This is a genomic window from Streptococcus oralis subsp. dentisani (assembly GCF_002096615.1).
Lineage (GTDB): Bacteria > Bacillota > Bacilli > Lactobacillales > Streptococcaceae > Streptococcus > Streptococcus oralis_U.
In genome coordinates, this window is the sequence record NZ_NCUX01000033.1 from 252,564 (window position 1) to 275,322 (window position 22,759).

General features: G+C 42.0%; 21 protein-coding genes. 17 read left to right on the forward strand and 4 right to left on the reverse strand.

Going from position 1 to position 22,759, the window contains the following annotated elements; translation table 11 throughout:
* Positions 1-14: 14 nt before the first annotated feature.
* From B7708_RS08420 to metG, 4 genes are all read left to right on the forward strand, one after another.
* Complete coding sequence (locus tag B7708_RS08420) at positions 15-1,169, forward strand: efflux RND transporter periplasmic adaptor subunit (RefSeq protein ID WP_084975117.1); 1,155 nt, start codon at positions 15-17, stop codon at positions 1,167-1,169.
* A complete protein-coding gene (locus tag B7708_RS08425) occupies positions 1,153-1,854 on the forward strand; it encodes an ABC transporter ATP-binding protein (protein WP_084975119.1) in 702 nt (233 codons plus the stop codon). Before B7708_RS08420 ends, B7708_RS08425 begins: the two co-directional genes overlap by 17 nt.
* A gap of 1 nt (position 1,855) precedes the next feature.
* Positions 1,856-3,112, forward strand: coding sequence for an ABC transporter permease (locus B7708_RS08430; RefSeq protein ID WP_084975121.1), 1,257 nt, complete (start codon positions 1,856-1,858; stop codon positions 3,110-3,112).
* Positions 3,113-3,235: 123 nt separating this feature from the next.
* On the forward strand, positions 3,236-5,233 hold the full coding sequence (metG, locus tag B7708_RS08435) for a methionine--tRNA ligase (protein WP_084975123.1): 1,998 nt from the start codon (positions 3,236-3,238) through the stop codon (positions 5,231-5,233).
* Between the two features lie 16 nt (positions 5,234-5,249).
* Here metG and B7708_RS08440 read toward each other — a convergent pair whose 3' ends face one another.
* From B7708_RS08440 to coaA, 3 genes are all read right to left on the reverse strand, one after another.
* Positions 5,250-5,783, reverse strand: coding sequence for a DNA topology modulation protein (locus tag B7708_RS08440; protein ID WP_084975125.1), 534 nt, complete (start codon positions 5,781-5,783; stop codon positions 5,250-5,252).
* A gap of 52 nt (positions 5,784-5,835) precedes the next feature.
* Positions 5,836-6,072, reverse strand: coding sequence for a 30S ribosomal protein S20 (rpsT, locus tag B7708_RS08445; protein ID WP_001274000.1), 237 nt, complete (start codon positions 6,070-6,072; stop codon positions 5,836-5,838).
* A gap of 67 nt (positions 6,073-6,139) precedes the next feature.
* Positions 6,140-7,060, reverse strand: a complete 921-nt coding sequence (gene coaA, locus B7708_RS08450; protein WP_084975127.1) for a type I pantothenate kinase — start codon at positions 7,058-7,060, stop codon at positions 6,140-6,142.
* 211 nt (positions 7,061-7,271) lie between these two features.
* Between coaA and B7708_RS08455 the strand changes: the two genes are divergently transcribed.
* The 8 genes from B7708_RS08455 to B7708_RS08490 all read left to right on the forward strand — a co-directional run bounded on the left by B7708_RS08455 (position 7,272) and on the right by B7708_RS08490 (position 15,023).
* A complete protein-coding gene (locus tag B7708_RS08455) occupies positions 7,272-7,862 on the forward strand; it encodes a class I SAM-dependent methyltransferase (RefSeq protein ID WP_142358290.1) in 591 nt (196 codons plus the stop codon).
* Positions 7,859-9,136, forward strand: coding sequence for a pyrimidine-nucleoside phosphorylase (locus B7708_RS08460; protein WP_084975130.1), 1,278 nt, complete (start codon positions 7,859-7,861; stop codon positions 9,134-9,136). The genes B7708_RS08455 and B7708_RS08460 overlap by 4 nt, the downstream gene beginning before the upstream one ends.
* Before the next feature lie 19 nt (positions 9,137-9,155).
* Positions 9,156-9,818: a deoxyribose-phosphate aldolase gene (deoC, locus tag B7708_RS08465; RefSeq protein WP_084975133.1), complete on the forward strand. Its 663-nt coding sequence runs from the start codon at positions 9,156-9,158 to the stop codon at positions 9,816-9,818.
* A complete protein-coding gene (locus tag B7708_RS08470; RefSeq protein ID WP_084975135.1) occupies positions 9,805-10,194 on the forward strand; it encodes a cytidine deaminase in 390 nt (129 codons plus the stop codon). Before deoC ends, B7708_RS08470 begins: the two co-directional genes overlap by 14 nt.
* Before the next feature lie 90 nt (positions 10,195-10,284).
* Positions 10,285-11,340: a BMP family lipoprotein gene (locus B7708_RS08475; protein ID WP_084975137.1), complete on the forward strand. Its 1,056-nt coding sequence runs from the start codon at positions 10,285-10,287 to the stop codon at positions 11,338-11,340.
* 137 nt (positions 11,341-11,477) lie between these two features.
* Positions 11,478-13,013, forward strand: a complete 1,536-nt coding sequence (locus tag B7708_RS08480) for an ABC transporter ATP-binding protein (RefSeq protein WP_084975139.1) — start codon at positions 11,478-11,480, stop codon at positions 13,011-13,013.
* On the forward strand, positions 13,006-14,064 hold the full coding sequence (locus tag B7708_RS08485; protein ID WP_000038676.1) for an ABC transporter permease: 1,059 nt from the start codon (positions 13,006-13,008) through the stop codon (positions 14,062-14,064). Before B7708_RS08480 ends, B7708_RS08485 begins: the two co-directional genes overlap by 8 nt.
* Before the next feature lie 2 nt (positions 14,065-14,066).
* On the forward strand, positions 14,067-15,023 hold the full coding sequence (locus B7708_RS08490) for an ABC transporter permease (protein ID WP_084975141.1): 957 nt from the start codon (positions 14,067-14,069) through the stop codon (positions 15,021-15,023).
* A gap of 33 nt (positions 15,024-15,056) precedes the next feature.
* On the opposite strand, the gene plsY is transcribed toward B7708_RS08490, so the two are convergent.
* Positions 15,057-15,698 (reverse strand): glycerol-3-phosphate 1-O-acyltransferase PlsY, encoded by a 642-nt coding sequence (gene plsY / locus B7708_RS08495; protein ID WP_084975143.1) that lies wholly within the window; start codon positions 15,696-15,698, stop codon positions 15,057-15,059.
* Positions 15,699-15,833: 135 nt separating this feature from the next.
* Here plsY and parE point away from each other — a divergent pair, with 135 nt between their 5' ends.
* The 5 genes from parE (at position 15,834) to parC (ending at position 22,737) form a co-directional block, all read left to right on the forward strand.
* Positions 15,834-17,777: a DNA topoisomerase IV subunit B gene (parE, locus tag B7708_RS08500; protein ID WP_084975145.1), complete on the forward strand. Its 1,944-nt coding sequence runs from the start codon at positions 15,834-15,836 to the stop codon at positions 17,775-17,777.
* Positions 17,777-18,568 (forward strand): tryptophan--tRNA ligase, encoded by a 792-nt coding sequence (locus tag B7708_RS08505; RefSeq protein WP_084975147.1) that lies wholly within the window; start codon positions 17,777-17,779, stop codon positions 18,566-18,568. Before parE ends, B7708_RS08505 begins: the two co-directional genes overlap by 1 nt.
* Positions 18,569-18,655: 87 nt before the next feature.
* Positions 18,656-19,489, forward strand: a complete 834-nt coding sequence (locus B7708_RS08510) for an aminoglycoside 6-adenylyltransferase (RefSeq protein WP_084975149.1) — start codon at positions 18,656-18,658, stop codon at positions 19,487-19,489.
* On the forward strand, positions 19,470-20,204 hold the full coding sequence (locus tag B7708_RS08515) for a CPBP family intramembrane glutamic endopeptidase (protein WP_084975151.1): 735 nt from the start codon (positions 19,470-19,472) through the stop codon (positions 20,202-20,204). Before B7708_RS08510 ends, B7708_RS08515 begins: the two co-directional genes overlap by 20 nt.
* Positions 20,205-20,256: 52 nt before the next feature.
* On the forward strand, positions 20,257-22,737 hold the full coding sequence (gene parC, locus B7708_RS08520) for a DNA topoisomerase IV subunit A (protein WP_084975153.1): 2,481 nt from the start codon (positions 20,257-20,259) through the stop codon (positions 22,735-22,737).
* The last annotated feature ends 22 nt before the right edge of the window (positions 22,738-22,759 follow it).

Consider the following 22,759-nt stretch of genomic DNA (forward strand, 5'->3'; position numbering starts at 1 on the left):
ATAGGAGTTTTGTGATGAAGGGGAATAAGAAAACTAAAAAATGGCAACTATACACAGCTATTGGTGCTGCAAGTATTATTATAATCGGTGCAGCGGGTATTTTGCTATTTAGACAGCCCTCTCAGGCTGCCGGTAAGGATGACACATCGCATCTCGTAGTCGCAAAGGAAGGAACAGTTGCCTCCTCTGTTCTTTTATCTGGTACTGTCACCGCAAAAAATGAACAATATGTTTATTTGGATGTAAGTAAGGGTGAGGTAGATGAGATTTTGGTTTCTGTTGGAGATAAGGTTGACAAAGGACAAGCGCTCGTAAAATACAACAGCACAGAAGCGCAATCTGCTTATGATGCAGCTAACCGTGCCATAGCCAAGGCGGATCGTCGTATCAATGACTTGAAGGAATCACGAAACAACACTCTAGCTGATTCGGAAGGATATGATGATGGAGCACAGAGTTCTTCTGTCTCTTCCATTGATTCTCAAATTAGTGATGCTCGTGATAGTCGTGCTGATGCAGAGGCGCAACTTAAAAAGGCGCAAGCCCAATTGGACGCAACAAAGGTTCTGAGTACGCTAGAAGGTACAGTTGTAGAAGTTAATCGCAATGTATCAAAGTCCACAACTGCTGCAAATCAAGTGATGGTTCATGTAGTAAGTAACGACAATCTACAAGTCAAGGGAGAACTTTCCGAGTACAATCTTGCCAACCTTTCGGTTGGCCAAGAAGTGACCTTCTCTTCTAAAGTTTACCAAGATAAAACTTGGACAGGGAAGATCAGCTTTATTTCAGCTTACCCTAAAAATAGTGGAGAAGGAACGAATGCTATAACTGGGGGGAATACTGGTTCTAAATATCCCTATACGATTGAAGTGACGAGTGAGATTGGTGATTTGAGACCAGGTTTTACCGTTAGTGTTGAGGTTAAAAGTGACAAGAAATCAATCCTCGTACCCTTAACCAGTGTCATTACTGAAGACGGGAAAAACTACGTTTGGGTTGTTGACGAAGAGAATAAGGCTAAGAAGGTTGAAGTTAGCTTAGGAAATGCTGACGCAGAAAACCAAGAGATCACATCTGGTTTGACAGACGGAACCAAAGTCATCAGTAATCCAACGACTTCCTTGGAAGAAGGAAAAGAGGTAAAGGCTGATGAAACAACTAATTAGTCTAAAAAACATCTGCCGGAGCTATCGAAATGGTGAACAGGAACTGCAGGTCTTGAAAAATATTAATTTGGAGATTGGCGAAGGGGAATTTGTTGCCATTATGGGACCATCTGGTTCGGGTAAATCTACTCTGATGAATACCATCGGAATGCTGGACACCCCAACTAGCGGCGAATACTATCTAGAAGGTCAAGAAGTGGCCCGTCTAGGTGAAAAGCAGTTGGCACAGGTACGTAACCAACAAATTGGCTTTGTCTTTCAACAGTTCTTTCTTTTGTCAAAGATGGATGCTGTTCAAAATGTCGAGTTACCCTTGATTTATGCCGGAGCTCCAGCTGCCCAACGTCGCAAGTTGGCAGAGGAATATCTAAGTAAAGTAGAGTTGACTGATCGTATTCATCACCTTCCTTCGGAGTTGTCTGGCGGTCAAAAACAACGGGTGGCCATTGCGCGTGCTCTTGTTAACGATCCCTCAATCATCCTAGCTGATGAACCGACAGGTGCCTTGGATACGAAAACAGGAAGTCAAATCATGGAACTCTTGGTTGAGTTAAATGAAGAAGGCAAGACTATTATTATGGTAACGCACGAGCCCGAAATTGCAGCCTATGCAAAACGTCAAATTGTAATCCGTGATGGAGTTATTTCGTCTGATAGCGCTCGTTTGGAAGGAAAGGAGAACTAAGATGCAAAATCTGAAATTTGCCTTTTCATCTATTATGGCACACAAGATGCGCTCCTTTTTGACCATGATTGGCATTATCATCGGAGTCTCTTCAGTAGTTGTCATCATGGCTTTAGGGGACTCTATGTCTCGTCAGGTCAATAAAAATATGACAAAATCTCAGAAAAATATTCAGGTGTTTTTCTCACCAATTAAAAGTAAGGACGGTTCCTTTACACAAAAGCAATCTGCACTGACACTATCTGGTAAAGAAGATGTTCACGTAGAACCACCTAAAACACAGGAATCGTGGGTTAAGGAAGCTGCCAAACTAAAAGGTGTAGATGGCTATTATGTGACTAATAGTACAAATGTTACTTTGACCTATAAGGATAAAAAGGTAGAGAGAGCAAGTCTGACAGGTGGAAATATGACTTATATGTCTGCTGTAGAAAATAAAATTATTGCAGGTAGGGATCTGAGAGAACAAGATTACCGAGATTTTGCAAGTGTGATTTTGCTAGATGAAGAACTCGCTAAAAGTCTTTTTGACTCGCCTCAGGCAGCACTCAATCAAATCATTTCAGCCAATGGATATAGCTATCGCGTGGTTGGTGTTTACTCTAGTCCTGCTGTTAAAAGTGCTAAGATGTTTGGTGTAGGTGGCTTACCGATTACAACCAATGCTTCTGTAGCAGCTAATTTTAATGTGGAGGAAATTTCTAATATTGTCTTTCGTGTGAATGATACGAGTCTAACTCCGACTTTGGGGCCAGAACTCGCACGCAAGATGACAGAAATTGCAGGAGTACAGCAGGGAGAATATCAGGTTGTAGACGAAACCGCCGCTTTTGCAGAGGTTCAGCAAATCTTTGGTTTTATGACCGCTATTATTAGTGCTATCGCAGGAATCTCTCTCTTTGTGGGAGGGACTGGAGTTATGAATATTATGCTGGTTTCTGTAACGGAGCGTACTCGTGAGATTGGTCTTCGTAAAGCATTGGGAGCTACACGGGCTAATATCTTGGTACAGTTTTTGATTGAGTCCATGATTTTGACCTTATTAGGTGGTCTTATCGGACTTGTTAGTGCAGCAGGCTTGACCGCACTAGCAGGGGCCTTGCTAAAAAATATGATGGAAGGAATAGAAATTGGTGTCTCGCTACCGATTGCTCTCTTTAGCTTGGCTGTTTCGGCCAGCGTTGGTATGATCTTTGGGGTCTTACCAGCCAATAAAGCGTCTAAGCTTGATCCAATTGAAGCCCTTCGCTATGAATAAGATAAACAAGATGGACACTTGTCTATCTTGTTTTTGTATGGATTTTCCTATCGAAAATCACTAAAAATATGATATAATGAAGTGTTAGAAAAACAGGTTTCATTTGCCTGGAAAGGAAAAAATATGTCTGAAAAGAATTTTTATATTACAACACCGATTTACTATCCATCTGGTAAACTTCATATCGGTTCTGCCTACACAACCATCGCTTGTGATGTCCTAGCTCGCTACAAACGCCTTATGGGCTACGATGTCTTTTATCTGACAGGTCTTGATGAGCATGGTCAGAAAATCCAGCAAAAAGCGGAAGAAGCTGGCATCACACCACAAGCCTATGTTGATGGGATGGCGGTTGGAGTCAAAGAACTCTGGAAATTACTCGATATCTCATATGATAAATTCATCCGTACAACTGATGATTACCATGAAAAAGTAGTGGCTCAGGTCTTTGAACGCTTACTTGCTCAAGATGATATTTACTTGGGCGAATACTCTGGTTGGTATTCAGTTTCAGATGAGGAATTCTTTACAGAAAGCCAGCTTGCAGAAGTTTTCCGTGACGAAGCTGGAAATGTAACAGGCGGTATCGCTCCATCAGGACATGAAGTGGAGTGGGTTTCAGAAGAATCTTATTTCCTTCGCCTCAGCAAATACCAAGATCGTTTGGTAGAATTTTTCAAATCGCATCCAGACTTTATCACTCCTGATGGTCGCCTCAATGAAATGTTGCGTAACTTTATCGAGCCAGGTTTGGAAGACTTAGCGGTTTCTCGTACAACCTTTACATGGGGAGTTCCGGTCCCATCCAATCCAAAACACGTTGTCTATGTTTGGATTGATGCCCTTCTTAACTATGCGACTGCTCTTGGTTACGGTCAAGACGATCATGCTAACTATGATAAATTCTGGAATGGAACAGTCTTCCACATGGTCGGAAAAGACATTCTTCGTTTCCACTCAATCTACTGGCCAATTCTTCTCATGATGTTGGATATGAAGTTGCCTGAACGTTTGATTGCCCATGGTTGGTTCGTCATGAAAGACGGCAAGATGTCTAAATCTAAGGGGAATGTTGTTTATCCTGAAATGTTAGTAGAGCGCTATGGACTGGATCCACTTCGTTACTACCTCATGCGTAGCCTTCCAGTTGGTTCAGACGGAACCTTCACTCCTGAGGACTATGTAGGCCGTATCAATTATGAATTGGCCAATGACCTTGGAAATCTCCTAAACCGTACGGTTTCTATGATTAACAAGTACTTTGATGGGCAAATCCCTGCCTATGTAGAAGGTGTGATAGAATATGACCATGCTCTTGCTGACGTTGCAGAACAATCAATCGCTGATTACCATACACACATGGATGCAGTTGACTACCCACGTGCTTTAGAAGCAGTCTGGATGCTTATCTCTCGTACTAACAAATACATTGATGAGACAGCCCCATGGGTCTTGGCTAAGGATGAAGCCCTTCGCGACCAATTGGCAAGTGTTATGAGCCACTTGGCAGCTAGCCTCCGTGTCGTAGCACACTTGATTGAGCCATTTATGATGGAAACCAGTCGCGCAGTCTTGACTCAGCTTGGTCTCGCAGAAGTTACTAGTCTTGAGAACTTGAGCTTGGGGGATTTTCCTGAGGGTGTAACAGTAGTAGCCAAAGGAACACCAATCTTCCCACGTTTGGATATGGAAGAAGAAATCGCCTATATCAAGGAACAAATGGAAGGAAACAAACCAGCAGTCGAAAAAGAATGGAATCCAGACGAAGTTGAAATCCAGCTCAACAAGGATGAAATCAAGTTTGAAGATTTTGATAAGGTTGAAATCCGTGTCGCAGAAGTTAAAGAAGTTTCTAAAGTGGAAGGATCTGATAAGTTGCTTCAATTCCGCCTAGATGCAGGTGATGGTGAAGATCGTCAAATCCTATCAGGAATTGCAAAATACTATCCAAACGAACAAGAATTGGTCGGCAAGAAAGTCCAAATCGTTGCCAACCTCAAACCACGTAAAATGATGAAAAAATATATCAGCCAAGGGATGATCCTCTCAGCTGAACATGATGGCAAATTAACCCTTCTCACAGTTGATCCAGCTGTACCAAACGGAAGTGTGATTGGATAAAAGCAAAAAACCAACGTTAGGTACGTTGGTTTTTCTTGTTATGCGCGAGATTTTCTAAGAAGTAGTCCATCTCCTTTTGCGACCTGAGAACAATTACTTTCTCTGGATAGCTTTCTTGAATCTGCTGATAACGTTCCTTAGCGGATTTGCTCCGCCCATCCCAGAGAATCCATCGGATAAAGTCCCAGTCGAAGCGTTCAGGACAACCTGCAGCCATACTTTCTCGGACCTTGCCTCGGTAAGTGAGATACCGTTTGAAGGCTCGAAAGAGACAAGTCCATGGGGAAAAATTGAGAAAGATGATTTGGTCCGCTTCCTGCATTCTTTCCTCGTAATAGCACCCAGAATAATTGCCATCGATAATCCAGTCTGAGTGATTGGTGAGGAAGTTTTTCATCTCAGTTTCCATCCAATCACGGTCACTGTCTTGCCAACCAGGTTGAAATTGAAGTGTATCCATATGCAGTTTAGGAGTAGAGTAGTAGTTTGATAATTTCTCAGCTAGGGTTGACTTGCCGGATCCAGAATATCCGATGATTGCGATTTTCATTTTCTACCTTTTCTGATTAGAGGTCAAAAAAACAGCCTCTATGGACTGTTTCTTATTTAGCAAGTTTAGCTGAAAGACGAGCTTTATCGCGGCTTGCTTTGTTTTTATGAATCAAACCTTTAGTTTCTGCTTTGTCGATAGCTGAGCTAGCAGCACGGAAAAGTTCTTCAGAAGGGTTTGCTTCGAAAGCTTTGATAGCAGTACGCATAGCTGATTTTTGAGCTGAGTTTTTTTCGTTTTGTTTAACGTTCAATTCAGCGCGTTTGATAGCTGATTTAATGTTTGCCAATGTTCTTACCTCCATATTTACTAACTATACTATTATATCTGAAAACTTAGGTTTTGACAAGGGGAAATTATTTTTTTAGGTAAATTTCATCGATTTCATGGTTTTTAGCCTTGTGGAGAATGATCTCGGCACGATTCCTTGTCGGTTCGATATAGTTTTGTAGATTTATTAGATTAATGCTGGTCCAGATCTGATGAGCGAAGGCTTCGACCTCTCCAATCGGCATTTGTGTAAAGCGGTGGTAGTAGCTTTCAGGATCATTCTGGGCAAAGCTGAGGAGTTTTAAGAAACGATCCAGATACCAACTTTCAATGTCCTCGACAGCAGCATCCACGTAGATGGAGAAATCAAAGAAATCAGTGATGTAAAGGCGCTCATTTTGAGGATTTTGAAAGACATTGATTCCTTCAACGATGACAAAGTCAGCGGCTTTGACCCGTTGTTTTTCCCCAGGAACGATGTCATACACTTCATGAGAATAGACTGGAATATCGACATCCTGTCCATTTTTTAGGCGGTCAAGAAAATTCAGCAAGGCTTCCATATCATAACTTTCAGGAAAACCTTTGCGATTTAAGATACCTTGGTCAATTAAAGTTTGGTTGGGATAGAGAAAGCCATCCGTTGTCACTAGTTCTACAGTAGCATCGGCAAGTGTACGGGAGAGAAGGATTTGTAGGAGGCGGCTAGTGGTCGATTTCCCCACAGCAACACTACCCGAAACCCCAATAATAAAAGGTTGGGGCTTGCTATCTCTTTGAAGAAAGATTTCTTTTGAGAAAGACAAATCTTCTTTGGCTTTTTTATAGATATGGATAAGATGAACCAGTGGCAGATAGATGTCTGTCACATCTTGTAGGCTGATTTGGTCGTTAAAACTCTTGATGGAGTCCAGTTCTTCTTCCGTCAAGGGAGGGGTTGTCTTGCGATGCAAGGACTGCCAGGTTTGGCGGCTGATTTTCTCAAAATGTAAAAATTCGTTGGTCATAATGTTTCCTCGTTTGATACCTTAGTATATCATATTTCGTAGTCAAAGAGAGAATGAAATTCGATATTTATCATTCTGATTCTTGAAAGTTGCTATAACAGTGCAAAATACAAAGATCATTTAATTATTATTATAACATATTTGGTTTGTTTGTTGAATTTCAGCTTTGTAAACGATTTAACATTTCACTAAAATATGGTAAAATAGTTTCATGAGTAAAATGTATTATGCAGAAAATCCTGACGCTGCTCACGACATTCATGAGTTGAGAGTGGAGCTGTTGGGACAAAAAATGACCTTTTTGACGGATGCGGGTGTTTTTAGCAAGAAAATGGTCGACTTTGGGAGTCAGCTTTTATTGAAGTGTCTAGAGGTTAACAAAGGAGAAACGGTCCTTGATGTAGGCTGTGGATATGGTCCCCTAGGGCTTTCTTTGGTCAAGGCCTATGGTGTCCAAGCGACCATGGTTGATATCAATAATCGTGCCTTGGACCTAGCGCGAAAAAATGCTGAGAGAAATCAAGTTTCAGCAACTATTTTCCAATCCAACATCTATGAGCAAGTTGAAGGGAAATTTGACCATGTTATTTCCAATCCGCCGATTCGAGCGGGCAAACAGGTTGTTCATGAGATTATCGAAAAGAGCAGAGATTTCTTGAAAGACGGAGGAGATTTGACCATCGTCATTCAGAAAAAGCAAGGAGCTCCAAGTGCCAAAAGCAAGATGGGAGACGTTTTTGGAAATTGTGAAATCGTAAAGAAAGATAAGGGATATTATATCCTTAGAAGTGTGAAAGAATGAGAGCAGTTGATTTAATCCAAAAAAAACGAGATGGTCAAGAACTGACTGCAAATGAAATCAAGTGGCTGGTTGAAGGCTTTGTGGCTGGAACTGTTCCAGACTATCAGATGTCTGCCTTTGCTATGGCGGTTTATTTCAAAGGAATGACCACACGTGAGATTTCTGATCTGACGATGAATATGGTTAAGACTGGTCAAGAGTTTGATTTGTCAGCTATAGATGGTATCAAAGTAGATAAACACTCGACTGGTGGTGTTGGTGATAAGGTGACCTTGATTTTAGCTCCTTTAGTAGCCAGCTTTGGTGTGCCCGTTGCTAAAATGAGTGGTCGTGGCCTCGGTCATACTGGTGGGACAATTGATAAATTGGAGTCCATCAAGGGCTACCAAGTGGAGCGCAGTCAAGAGGATTTCATTCGTCAGGTACAGGACATTGGTGTATCTGTCATTGGGCAGTCCGATCAGCTGGTTAAAGCAGACAAGCTTCTCTATGCCCTCCGTGATGTGACTGCAACTGTCGACACGATTCCTTTGATTGCTAGTTCTGTTATGAGCAAGAAAATCGCTGCAGGGGCTGATGCCATTTTGCTAGATGTAACAGTCGGTGAGGGTGCCTTTATGAAGACTGTCGATGAGGCGCGTGAATTGGCTCAAACCATGGTGGATCTTGGTAAGGCAGTTGGTCGAAAGACGGTAGCCGTCATTACCGATATGAGCCAACCTCTGGGAAGAGCCATTGGCAATCGTCTCGAAATCCTTGAGGCAATCGAGATTCTTCAAGGTAAAGGCCGAGAAGATATTAGTTATTTTATCTGCGAGCTAGCTCAGATTATGCTTGGCTTGGCTGATGTTGAGAAAACGGTCGAGGAAATCCGTCAACATCTTGAGAATGGTCAAGCATTAGCTAAGTTTGAAGAAATGGTAGCAGCACAAGGCGGTGATTTAGATGATCTCTATCGCCCCGTTAAGGTTGCCCATGTGGTGGAAATCCCTGCTCAAGAAACGGGTGTTATTTCAGCTCTTCCAGCTATGGAATTTGGCCTCTATGCCATGAGACTAGGAGCCGGTCGTGCAGTCAAGTCTGATGACTTGGACTATGAAACAGGGATTGTTTTTGAAAAGAAAGTTGGAGACTCCGTTCAAAAAGGAGAAATTGTTGCAAAAGTTTATACAAATGGAAAAATTTCTTCTGAACTAGTTACAGAATTTCAAAAATATGTTAAAATAAATGATGGAGTGCAAAGTTTACGAGAAATTATAGAAATTATCTCATAAAATCAGGGAGAATCCGAATATGAAGTTGAATAAATATATCGATCATACGCTTTTGAAGCAAAATGCGAGTCAAGAACAAATTGATCGTTTGCTATCTGAAGCGCGTGAGTATGACTTTGCCAGCGTTTGTGTTAATCCCACATGGGTTAAACATGCGAAAACAGGACTTGAAGGCTCAAATGTAAAGGTTTGTACAGTAGTTGGTTTCCCCTTGGGAGCGACAACTTCAGCTGTAAAAGCTTTTGAAACCAAGGAAGCCATCCAAAATGGTGCAGATGAGATTGATATGGTTATCAATGTCGGTGCCCTCAAATCAGGTAATCTTGATTTGGTTGAATCGGACATCCGTGCTGTTGTAGAAGCAAGTGGCGACAAGTTGGTGAAAGTCATTATCGAAGCTTGCTTGTTGACGGACGATGAGAAGGTTGTGGCTTGCCAATTATCCCAGAAAGCAGGCGCTGACTTTGTCAAAACATCGACTGGATTTTCAACTGGTGGTGCCACTATTGAGGATGTTCAGTTGATGCGTAAAACAGTCGGACCAGATATGGGAGTTAAGGCTGCTGGTGGTGCTCGTTCTTATGCGGATGCTGTTGCTTTTGTGGAAGCGGGCGCTACCCGTATCGGAACATCAGCTGGCGTTGCAATTTTAAAAGGAGAATTAGCAGATGGCGACTACTGAGTTGATTGAACTAGCAATTGAAACCAGCAAACAAGCCTATGTACCCTATTCTCATTTTCCTATTGGAGCTATTTTAGTAGCTAAGGACGGTAGCATTTATACGGGTGTTAATATTGAGAATGCTAGCTATTCTTTGACAAACTGTGGAGAGCGTACAGCGATTTTCAAAGCAGTTTCCGAAGGCCAAAGAGAGTTTTCAGAGTTGATTGTCTACGGACAAACTGAAAAACCCATCTCGCCATGTGGTGCTTGCCGCCAGGTCATGGTTGAATTTTTTGAAAAAGATCTAAAAGTGACCTTAGTCGCTAAAGATAAATCGACGGTCGAGATGACGGTCGGGGAGTTACTTCCATACTCATTTACAGACTTAAATTAGTCTGGGTCACTCTTGCAGTGGCTGTGGTCTGTGTGACCAAATAATCCAAACTTGCAACATCGTTGCACATCTTATTTAGGAGGTTCAGTAATGAACAAGAAACAATGGCTAGGCCTTGGTCTAGTTGCAGTAGCAGCAGTTGGACTTGCTGCATGTGGTAACCGCTCTTCTCGTAACGCAGCTTCATCTTCATCAGAAATGAAGACCAAAGCAGCGATCGTAACAGATACTGGTGGTGTTGATGATAAATCATTTAACCAATCAGCTTGGGAAGGTTTGCAAGACTGGGGTAAAGAACACAATCTTTCTAAAGATAAAGGTTATACTTACTTCCAATCAACAAGCGAAGCAGACTATGCTAACAACTTGCAACAAGCGGCTGGAAGTTACAACCTGATCTTCGGTGTTGGTTTCGCCCTTCACAATGCAGTTGAGGAAGCAGCAAAAGATCACTCTGACTTAAACTATGTCTTGATTGATGATGTGATCAAAGATCAAAAGAATGTTGCGAGCGTAACATTTGCTGATAACGAAGCAGCTTACCTTGCTGGTGTTGCAGCAGCGAAAACAACTAAAACAAAACAAGTTGGTTTTGTAGGTGGTATCGAATCTGAAGTTATTTCACGTTTCGCTGCTGGATTTAAGGCTGGTGTTGCCTCAGTAGACCCTTCTATTAAGGTACAAGTTGACTACGCTGGTTCATTTGGTGATGCTGCTAAAGGTAAAACAATTGCAGCAGCTCAATACGCTGCAGGTGCAGACGTTGTCTACCAAGCAGCTGGTGGTACAGGTGCTGGTGTCTTTGCTGAAGCAAAATCTTTGAACGAAAGCAAAAATGAAAACGAAAAAGTTTGGGTTATTGGTGTAGACCGTGACCAAGCAGCAGAAGGTAAATACACTTCTAAAGATGGTAAAGAATCAAACTTTGTTCTTGTATCTACATTGAAACAAGTTGGTACAACTGTAAAAGATATTGCCAACAAAACAGAAAAAGGTGAATTCCCTGGCGGACAAGTTATTGTCTACTCATTGAAGGATAAAGGGGTTGACTTGGCAGTAACAAACCTTTCAGAAGAAGGTAAAAAAGCTGTTGAAGACGCAAAAGCTAAAATCCTTGACGGAAGCGTAAAAGTTCCTGAAAAATAATGGATAAAAGTCATTTCTTAGGAAGCGACCATCGGTCGCTTCTTTGAGAATTGAGGCAATTTTTTGTCTCAATAGAACTTGTTAACACGATTAGCAGGTTTTATTGAAACAAAATAAACCTCGGAAAGGAAAAGCATATGGCACACGAAAATGTCATTGAGATGCGGGATATTACCAAGGTGTTTGGTGAATTTGTAGCAAACGACAAGATCAATTTGCAACTGCGAAAAGGTGAAATCCATGCACTTTTAGGAGAAAATGGAGCGGGTAAATCCACTCTGATGAATATGCTGGCAGGACTTCTTGAGCCAACTAGTGGTGAAATTGCGGTGAATGGTCAGGTTGTAAAACTAGACTCCCCTTCTAAAGCTGCTAGTCTAGGAATTGGGATGGTTCACCAACATTTTATGTTGGTTGAAGCTTTTACAGTAGCTGAAAATATCATTTTGGGGAGTGAAATCACTAAAAATGGTGTGCTAGATATAGCTGAAGCTACTAAAGAAATCAAGGCTCTTTCTGAACGTTATGGTTTGGCAGTGGATCCTGCTGCCAAGGTGGCAGATATTTCCGTTGGTGCTCAACAACGTGTAGAAATCTTGAAGACACTTTATCGTGGTGCTGATATCCTCATCTTTGACGAACCTACGGCAGTATTGACTCCTTCAGAGATTGATGAGTTGATGGCAATTATGCGTAATCTTGTCAAGGAAGGCAAATCCATCATCCTAATCACCCACAAGTTAGATGAGATTCGTGCGGTATCTAATCGAGTGACAGTTATCCGTCGTGGGAAATCAATCCAGACGGTTGAAATCGCAGGCGCAACAAATGCGGACTTGGCAGAAATGATGGTTGGACGCTCTGTTTCCTTTAAAACGGAAAAACAGGCACCTCAACCAAAAGAAGTGGTCTTGTCTATCAAGGACTTGGTTGTTAATGAAAACCGTGGTGTTCCAGCTGTGAAGAATCTTTCTTTGGATGTTCGTGCTGGTGAAATTGTCGGTATTGCAGGTATTGATGGCAATGGTCAATCTGAACTCATTCAAGCCATTACAGGCCTTCGTAAGGTTGAGTCTGGTAGTATTGAATTAAAAGGCAAATCAATCGTGGGAATGCACCCACGACAAATTACGGAACTCAGTGTAGGGCATGTTCCTGAAGACCGTCACCGTGATGGATTGATTTTGGAGATGATGATTTCAGAAAATATCGCTCTTCAAACCTACTATAAAGAACCACTTAGTAAGAATGGTATTTTGAACTATGCGAATATCACTTCACATGCTAAGAAATTGATGGAAGAATTTGACGTCCGTGCGGCAAGCGAATTTGTTCCAGCAGCAGCTCTTTCAGGAGGAAATCAACAAAAAGCGATTATTGCTCGTGAGATTGATCGTGATCCTGAACTCCTTATCGTCAGCCAGCCAACTCGTGGTTTGGACGTTGGTGCCATTGAGTACATTCACAAACGCTTGATTGAGGAACGTGATAATGGCAAGGCTGTTCTCGTTGTCAGTTTTGAATTGGATGAGATTTTAAATGTCTCAGACCGTATTGCTGTTATCCACGATGGGAAGATTCAAGGTATTGTATCGCCAGAAACGACTAACAAACAAGAACTTGGTGTCTTGATGGCTGGTGGAGACTTGGGAAAGGAGAAGAGTGATGTCTAAAAAATTACAACAAATTTCGGTTCCCTTGATTTCCGTATTCTTAGGAATCTTGCTCGGAGCCATTGTCATGTGGATTTTCGGCTACGATGCTATCTGGGGGTATGAGGAGTTGTTTTATACAGCTTTTGGTAGCCTCCGTGGGATTGGAGAAATTTTCCGTGCCATGGGTCCTCTGGTCTTGATTGGTCTTGGTTTCGCTGTCGCTAGTCGGGCAGGTTTCTTTAACGTTGGTTTGCCAGGTCAAGCTCTAGCAGGATGGATTCTCAGCGGTTGGTTTGCCTTGTCGCATCCAGACATGCCACGTCCAATGTTGATTTTAGCGACTGTAGTGATTGCTCTGATCGCAGGTGGAATTGTTGGTGCGATTCCAGGTATTCTCAGAGCTTATCTCGGTACGTCAGAGGTTATCGTAACCATTATGATGAACTACATTGTATTGTATGTAGGGAACGCCTTTATTCATTCTTTTCCGAAAGACTTTATGCAAAGTACAGACTCAACGATTCGTGTGAGTGCCAATGCTAGTTACCAGACACCATGGTTATCAGAGTTGACTGGCAATTCTCGGATGAATATCGGTATCTTCTTTGCTATCATTGCTGTTGGTGTGATTTGGTTCTTGCTTAAGAAAACGACTCTCGGTTTTGAAATTCGTGCAGTTGGTCTCAATCCCCATGCTTCAGAGTACGCTGGTATTTCAGCAAAACGTACAATCATCCTATCAATGATTATCTCTGGTGCCTTGGCTGGTCTTGGTGGAGCGGTCGAAGGACTTGGAACCTTCCAAAACGTTTACGTTCAGGGATCATCATTAGCTATCGGATTTAACGGGATGGCAGTTAGTTTGCTTGCTGGAAATTCACCAATTGGAATCCTCTTTGCAGCCTTCTTATTTGGTGTTCTGCAAGTTGGTGCGCCAGGTATGAACGCAGCGCAAGTTCCGTCTGAGCTTGTCAGCATTGTAACAGCGTCTATTATCTTCTTTGTCAGTGTTCACTATATTATTGAACGCTTTGTCAAACCGAAAAAACAAGTTAAAGGAGGTAAGTAAGGATGTCTATTACAACATTACTCACCCTCTTGGTCTCTTCTATGCTGATTTACTCAGCACCACTTATTTTTACGAGTATCGGAGGAGTTTTCTCTGAACGTGGTGGTGTCGTTAACGTCGGTCTTGAAGGAATTATGGTTATGGGAGCCTTTTCTGGGGTTGTCTTTAACCTTGAGTTTGCAGAACAACTTGGAGCAGCGACTCCTTGGATTTCCTTGTTAGTTGCTGGTATCGTGGGAGCTATTTTCTCCCTCATCCATGCCGTCGCAACGGTTCATTTCCGTGCGGACCATGTTGTCAGTGGTACAGTATTGAACTTGATGGCTCCTGCCCTAGCAGTTTTCTTGGTTAAAGTTCTTTATAACAAAGGGCAAACGGATAACTTAAGCCAGACTTTTGGACGTTTTGATTTCCCAATTTTGGCTGATATCCCAGTGATTGGAGATATCTTCTTCAAGTCAACAAGTTTGCTAGGTTATATCGCGATTGCCTTCTCTTTCCTTGCTTGGTTTATTCTATTTAAGACACGCTTTGGTCTTCGCCTTCGCTCTGTTGGTGAACACCCTCAAGCAGCAGATACCTTGGGGATAAATGTCTACAAGATGCGGTATCTTGGGGTTATTATTTCAGGTTTCCTAGGGGGAATTGGTGGAGCGATTTATGCTCAATCAATCTCTGTCAACTTCTCAGTAACGACTATTGTCGGTCCTGGATTTATCGCTCTTGCTGCAATGATCTTTGGTAAATGGAATCCAATCGGAGCTATGCTTTCAAGTCTCTTCTTTGGACTCTCTCAAAGTTTGGCCGTTATTGGTTCCCAACTTCCTTTCTTGCAAGGAGTACCTGCGGTATACCTCCAAGTTGCGCCTTATGTTTTGACAGTTATTGTCTTGGCAGCCTTCTTTGGAAAAGCTGTTGCACCAAAGGCAGATGGTATCAACTACATCAAATCAAAATAAGCATACAAAAAAACGTCAGTTCAAACTGGCGTTTTATTTTTTAGGATTTTGATGAGTCAAGTTGAGTCCCCAAGGAACAAGGTTTTCAGTTTTGTTTTTGATGCGTGTGATATTATCCTTGTGACGAATGATAATCAAGCTAGCAAGCGCTAGGATAATCACGATAAAAAGAAGGTCATAGCTGTTTAGGATGAAACCAAATAGTGGAAATAGGAGAATTCCGATAACGGCTGCGATAGAAGCAGTAACGCTAGACAAGGAAATCATACTACCAAGATAGAGGCTTCCAAAGAATACGACTGCTAGATAGAGACAGAAGATAGGCGCAAATCCGAAAACAACTCCAGCGCTAGTTGCGACAGCCTTGCCCCCCTTAAAGCCTGCAAAGATAGGAAAGGTATGTCCAATGACAGCCAAAAGTCCAAAGACAAGAGGTGATACACCTTGTAGGTGGAAAAGAATTGGAAGCAGAGTGGCCAAGGTTCCTTTAAAGAAGTCAATTACAAAGGTTGCCATACCTGCTTTCTTACCCAAAATACGGAAAGTGTTGGTTGTTCCAGTATTTCCAGAACCATGCTCTCGCAGATTTGTTTGAAAGAAGATTTGTCCGATCCAAAGACCAGAAGGGATTGAGCCTAGTAGATAAGCTGAAATTAATAATACAAATGTCATCATAGACCTATTATACCATGAAATAGTGTAGAAATGATGAGAATATCCTTTAAAATTGTGACAGCTGAACGGGAAAAATTTTGCAAAATCCCTAGAAAACCTGTAAAATAGAAAAGATGAACAAATAGGAGGTTCCTTGTGTCAAAAAAGGAAATCAATATTAATAACTACAATGATGACGCCATTCAGGTGCTAGAAGGGTTGGATGCGGTCCGTAAACGTCCGGGGATGTATATTGGATCGACCGACGGTGCTGGTCTCCATCACCTAGTCTGGGAAATTGTGGACAATGCAGTCGATGAAGCCTTGTCTGGATTTGGTGACCGCATTGATGTGACCATCAATAAAGACGGCAGTCTAACCGTTCAAGACCATGGTCGAGGGATGCCGACCGGGATGCACGCCATGGGAATTCCAACTGTTGAAGTTATCTTTACCATTCTCCACGCTGGAGGAAAATTCGGTCAAGGGGGTTATAAGACATCTGGAGGTCTCCACGGGGTTGGTTCTTCTGTCGTTAATGCCCTTTCTAGCTGGTTGGAAGTTGAAATCACTCGTGACGGTGCAGTCTACAAGCAACGTTTTGAAAATGGCGGGAAACCCGTCACAACCTTGAAGAAAATTGGCACAGCACCCAAGTCTAAGACAGGTACCAAAGTTACCTTCATGCCTGACGCGACTATCTTTTCTACTACTGATTTCAAGTACAATACCATTTCAGAACGACTCAATGAGTCAGCCTTTCTCTTAAAAAATGTTACCTTGTCTTTGACAGATAAGCGAACAGATGAAGCAATCGAGTTCCATTATGAGAACGGGGTACAAGACTTTGTTTCTTACCTCAATGAAGACAAGGAAACCTTGACGCCAGTTCTATACTTTGAAGGCGAAGACAATGGTTTCCAAGTGGAAGTTGCCCTCCAGTACAATGATGGATTTTCAGATAATATTTTATCATTTGTCAATAACGTTCGTACCAAGGACGGTGGAACCCATGAGACAGGACTCAAGTCAGCCATTACCAAGGTTATGAATGACTACGCTCGTAAGACGGGACTTCTCAAGGAAAAAGATAAAAATCTTGAAGGCTCAGACTACCGCGAGGGACTAGCAGCCGTTCTTTCTATTCTGGTTCCTGAAGAACACCTCCAGTTTGAAGGTCAGACCAAGGATAAACTGGGGAGTCCACTAGCTCGTCCGGTTGTGGATGGAATTGTAGCTGATAAGTTGACCTTCTTCCTTATGGAAAATGGTGAACTGGCTTCTAACCTCATCCGCAAGGCTATCAAGGCGCGTGATGCGCGTGAAGCAGCACGAAAGGCGCGTGACGAGAGCCGAAATGGTAAGAAAAATAAGAAAGACAAGGGCTTGTTGTCTGGGAAATTGACTCCAGCTCAGTCTAAAAACCCTGCAAAGAATGAACTCTATCTGGTCGAGGGGGATTCTGCCGGCGGTTCTGCTAAACAAGGTCGTGACCGCAAGTTTCAGGCTATCTTGCCTCTTCGAGGTAAGGTTATTAATACAGCCAAGGCCAAGATGGCGGATATCCTCAAAAATGAGGAAATCAATACCATGATTTATACCATCGGTGCGGGTGTGGGTGCAGACTTCTCCATTGAGGATGCCAACTATGACAAGATCATTATCATGACCGATGCGGATACAGATGGTGCCCATATCCAGACCTTGCTTTTGACATTTTTCTACCGTTATATGCGCCCGCTAGTTGAGGCAGGACATGTCTATATCGCCTTACCGCCTCTTTACAAGATGTCTAAAGGTAAAGGCAAGAAAGAAGAAGTGGCCTACGCTTGGACGGACGGAGAGTTAGAAGAACTTCGTAAGCAGTTCGGTAAAGGCGCTACCCTCCAACGTTACAAAGGTCTAGGTGAGATGAATGCGGACCAACTCTGGGAAACAACCATGAACCCAGAAACCCGTACTCTTATCCGTGTCACAATCGAAGATCTAGCTCGTGCCGAACGCCGCGTCAATGTCCTAATGGGAGACAAGGTCGAACCACGCCGTAAGTGGATTGAGGACAATGTCAAGTTTACCTTGGAGGAGAGTACTGTTTTCTGATGGTTAGAAAAAATTATTTTGAAATCTTAGATGGTATGAATTTTAACCCGAGCACGGAATTTGATAATCTCTGTATTTTGTTATCGAATAGATTGTTAGAGGAACTAAATCATAAATTCCTTAATTATCAAAATCGTAGAACTTTTATAGATTTTGATGAGTTCTTAAAGTTTTGCTTATCTCAAGCGGATAATGAATTAGAAGAACTTTTTATTTTTGCTGAGCTTTTAAATGATATGTTGTTGATTATAAACCCGAATCATCCCTTATTAAGGGATGATGTGTATGCTGTTAGAGAAAATATCAACAGAGTTCTAGATTTATCGAATCATGAGTTTCTTACTTTAGAAAGTGGTCGTCAAATCATCGTTGAAAAGAATGTTTATGCCTCAGAAGTTTCTCAGATTGTATCTGAAACGAGTATTCAAGATGCGATAAAGGTTTTAGAATATAATCATTTTGCAAATAAAGGAAATGTTCAGCGTAAGAAAGAAATACTTATTTCTTTAGCGAACTACCTTGAACCGTTTAGGAGAGAACTGAATAATTCTGAAGAATTAAAAGATATTTTGAAAGTTAACAATCAAAAGGTTATCGCGTTTGAAAAGCTTTTTGAAATGTATAATAATTTTGGGCTAAGACATAACAATGCTAAACAATATCACCTTGATTTGACTGACGATGAACTGGAACAATGGTACGATGACATCTATACTTCGACTTTATTTGTTATTTTAAGCATGGATGAATCTAGAATTTTGTCGAAATTAAAAACTTTGAGAGAGGGATAGCTAGATCTTTTATAATTGATTAACTATTTTAACTTGAGAAATAGTATGCTAATATACAGGAATATCAAATGAAAAACAGGTATTAACATGAGAAGTGAAACAGAAATGCTTGATTTAATTTTTCAAACCGCAAAAGTGCTCCAAGTCGAGGCTGTCGCCATGTCTGGTTCACGGACAAATCCAAACGCCCCTAGGGATGAGTTTCAAGACTATGATGTGGTCTACATCGTGGAGGATTTGGATGGTCTGTTAGCTGACCTGACTTGGTTGGAAAGGTTTGGCAAGCGCACGATTGAGCAGCATAACGTACTTGACCATCGCCACCTCTATCTCATGCTCTTTGAAGATGGCAATCGGATAGATTTGACCCTTTGCCCTAAGGAGCACATTCAAGAGTGGGTGGATAGTGAAGCAGGATTCACCGTTTTAGAAGATCCTAAGGGTTTGTTTGAACCTTATTCACCGAGTCCTCAACGTTACTGGGCAAGCTCAGCTAGTGCGATAGAGTTTGACAAAGCCTGCAATGAATTTTGGTGGGTATCAGCCTACGTGGTCAAAGGGATTCATCGCAAGCAAGTCATTTATGCGACGGACCATCTCTACGGGATTTGTCAGCAAGAATTGCTTAAGCTTTTAGCTTGGCAAGTGGCAGCAGATAAGGGAACGGTCGATGTTGGCAAGGACTACAAGTACCTCTTTAACTATTTGCCTGCTGAGAAAGAGAAAGAATTTATAGCCTTGCTTGACTTTTCTGACCAGAAAAGCCTCACCAAGTCTCTCTTGGCTACCATGAACTTTTTCCATAAAGAAGCGCAGGCCTTCTCTCTCAAAACCGGGCTCCACTATGACAAAGTAACTGCTGAGAAGATGATTCAGTATGCTAAGGAAAGACTCGAAACAAATGAAACATTTACAAAATAATAAGATAACAAAATTTTTACTGATTAGTTTTCTCGTTTCTTGGGGATTTGGTTGGGGATTGCTCGCTTTTCTGACGCAAATGAGCCTCTTAAGTCTAACAAGTCCACTAGGAGTTTTTCTCCATTTACTAGGAGGTTTCGGTCCAACCATTGCAGCCATTTCTTGTTTGCCTCAAAAATCCATTAAAAGCATAGTCTCTTTTATCTTAGGGGACTCAAAGAAATATATTTTGTTATTTCTTTTACTAATTTTCGTGCAGACAGGTGTCATTGCTTTCTCATCTAAGGAGCTTAATCCGGCTTTTCCACTAGGAAATTTGTTTGTTGTTTTTTTGAGTGCAGTCTGTGTTTATGGTGGCGAAGAAGAACTGGGATGGCGAGGCATCTTGCAACCAACTTTTGAAACTAGATTCTCCTTTTGGATTTCCGGTTTGATAACAGGTTGTATTTGGGCAATATGGCATGTACCTTTATGGTTTGTGATTGGGAGTTCCCAAAGTAGGATGTCTTTTATATTATTCAGTCTATTTGCAATTTATCTCAGTATTCTTCTAGCAGCTGTTTTCAAAAAGACTAAGTCGATCCTTTATTGCGCCATTTTTCACGGCCTAATTAATACCCTACTTAGCTTATTTGTTATTAAAATTAATCTTTTATTCATTCTAGGATTAGTAGGATTGCTCTTCTTTTCTCACTACCTACAAAGAAACAGTTAAATTTATAAAATATAGATTTACTTTACAATAAAACACTAAAAAGAGAATTATTATGTCTAACATTCAAAACATGTCCCTTGAGGATATCATGGGAGAACGCTTTGGTCGCTACTCCAAGTACATCATTCAAGACCGGGCTTTGCCAGATATTCGTGATGGATTGAAGCCGGTTCAGCGTCGCATTCTTTATTCGATGAATAAGGATGGCAATACTTTTGACAAGAGCTACCGTAAGTCTGCCAAGTCTGTCGGTAACATCATGGGGAATTTCCACCCACACGGTGACAGTTCTATCTATGATGCCATGGTCCGTATGTCACAGGACTGGAAGAACCGTGAGATTCTAGTTGAAATGCACGGTAATAATGGTTCTATGGACGGAGATCCGCCTGCGGCAATGCGTTATACCGAGGCGCGTTTGTCTGAGATTGCTGGTTACCTTCTTCAAGATATCGAGAAAAAGACAGTTCCCTTTGCTTGGAACTTTGACGATACCGAGAAAGAACCAACTGTTCTGCCAGCAGCCTTCCCCAACCTTTTGGTCAATGGTTCGACTGGGATTTCAGCTGGATATGCCACAGATATTCCACCACATAATTTGGCCGAAGTTATCGATGCTACAGTTTACATGATTGACCACCCAACTGCCAAGGTGGATAAACTCATGGAATTCTTGCCTGGACCAGACTTCCCAACAGGGGGGATTATTCAGGGTCGTGATGAAATCAAGAAGGCTTATGAAACTGGGAAAGGGCGCGTAGTCGTTCGTTCTAAGACCGAAATTGAAAAGTTAAAAGGTGGTAAGGAACAAATCGTTATCACTGAGATTCCTTATGAAATCAATAAAGCCAATCTGGTTAAGAAAATCGATGATGTTCGTGTCAATAACAAGGTAGCAGGGATTGCTGAGGTTCGTGATGAGTCTGACCGTGACGGTCTTCGTATCGCTATTGAGCTCAAGGAAGATGCTAATACCGAGCTCGTACTCAACTATCTCTTCAAATACACTGACCTGCAAATCAACTACAACTTCAACATGGTGGCGATTGACAATTTCACGCCTCGTCAGGTTGGGATTGTCCCAATCTTGTCTAGCTATATCGCCCACCGTCGTGAAGTGATTCTGGCACGTTCCCGCTTTGACAAGGAAAAGGCTGAGAAACGTCTCCATATCGTTGAAGGTTTAATTCGCGTGATTTCGATTTTGGACGAAGTCATTGCTCTTATCCGTGCTTCTGAGAACAAGGCTGACGCCAAGGAAAACCTCAAAGTCAGCTATGAGTTTACTGAGGAACAGGCTGAAGCTATCGTTACATTGCAACTTTATCGTTTGACCAATACAGACGTGGTTGTCTTGCAGGAAGAAGAAGCAGAACTTCGTGAAAAGATTGCCATGCTTGCAGCCATCATCGGTGATGAACGGACTATGTACAATCTTATGAAGAAAGAACTTCGTGAGGTCAAGAAGAAATTTGCAACTCCTCGTTTGAGTTCTTTAGAAGATACTGCAAAAGTAATCGAGATTGACACAGCCAGTCTTATCTCCGAGGAAGATACCTATGTCAGCGTGACTAAGGCAGGTTATATCAAGCGTACCAGCCCACGTTCCTTTGCGGCTTCTACGCTGGAAGAAATTGGCAAACGTGATGATGATCGTCTGATCTTTGTGCAAGCTGCCAAGACAACCCAGCACCTCTTGATGTTCACAACTCTTGGAAATGTTATCTATCGTCCAATTCATGAATTAGCAGATATTCGCTGGAAGGACATCGGAGAGCACTTGAGCCAAACGATTACAAACTTTGAAACCAATGAAGAAATCCTCTATGCAGAAGTCGTGGATCATTTTGATGATGCGACAACTTATTTTGCAGCGACTCGCCTTGGTCAAATCAAGCGTGTAGAACGGAAAGAATTCTCTCCATGGCGGACCTACAAGTCTAAGTCTGTTAAGTACGCTAAACTCAAAGACGAGACAGACCAAATTGTAGCAGTGGCTCCGATTAGACTTGATGATGTACTCTTGATTAGTCAAAACGGTTACGCCCTTCGTTTCAATATCGAAGAGGTTCCAGTTGTTGGTGCCAAGGCTGCGGGCGTCAAGGCTATGAACCTGAAAGCAGATGATGCGCTTCAGGCTGCCTTTATCTGTAACACCTCATCCTTCTACCTCCTAACCCAACGTGGAAGCTTGAAACGCGTTTCCATTGAGGAAATTCCAGCGACCAGCCGTGCCAAACGAGGCCTACAAGTTTTGCGTGAGTTGAAAAACAAACCGCACCGTGTCTTCTTGGCTGGAGCAGTTGTAGAGCAAGGCTTCATCGGTGATCTCTTTAGTACAGAAGTGGAAGAAAACGACCAAATTTTGCTTGTCCAATCTAACAAGGGAACAATCTATGAAAGCCGATTGCAAGATTTGAACTTGTCAGAACGTACTAGCAACGGAAGCTTTATCTCAGACACCATTTCAGATGAGGAAGTTTTCGATGCTTACCTCAAAGAAGTCTTTAAAGAAGACAAAACAAATTCGTAAAAAGAATCAGTCCAGAGGGCTG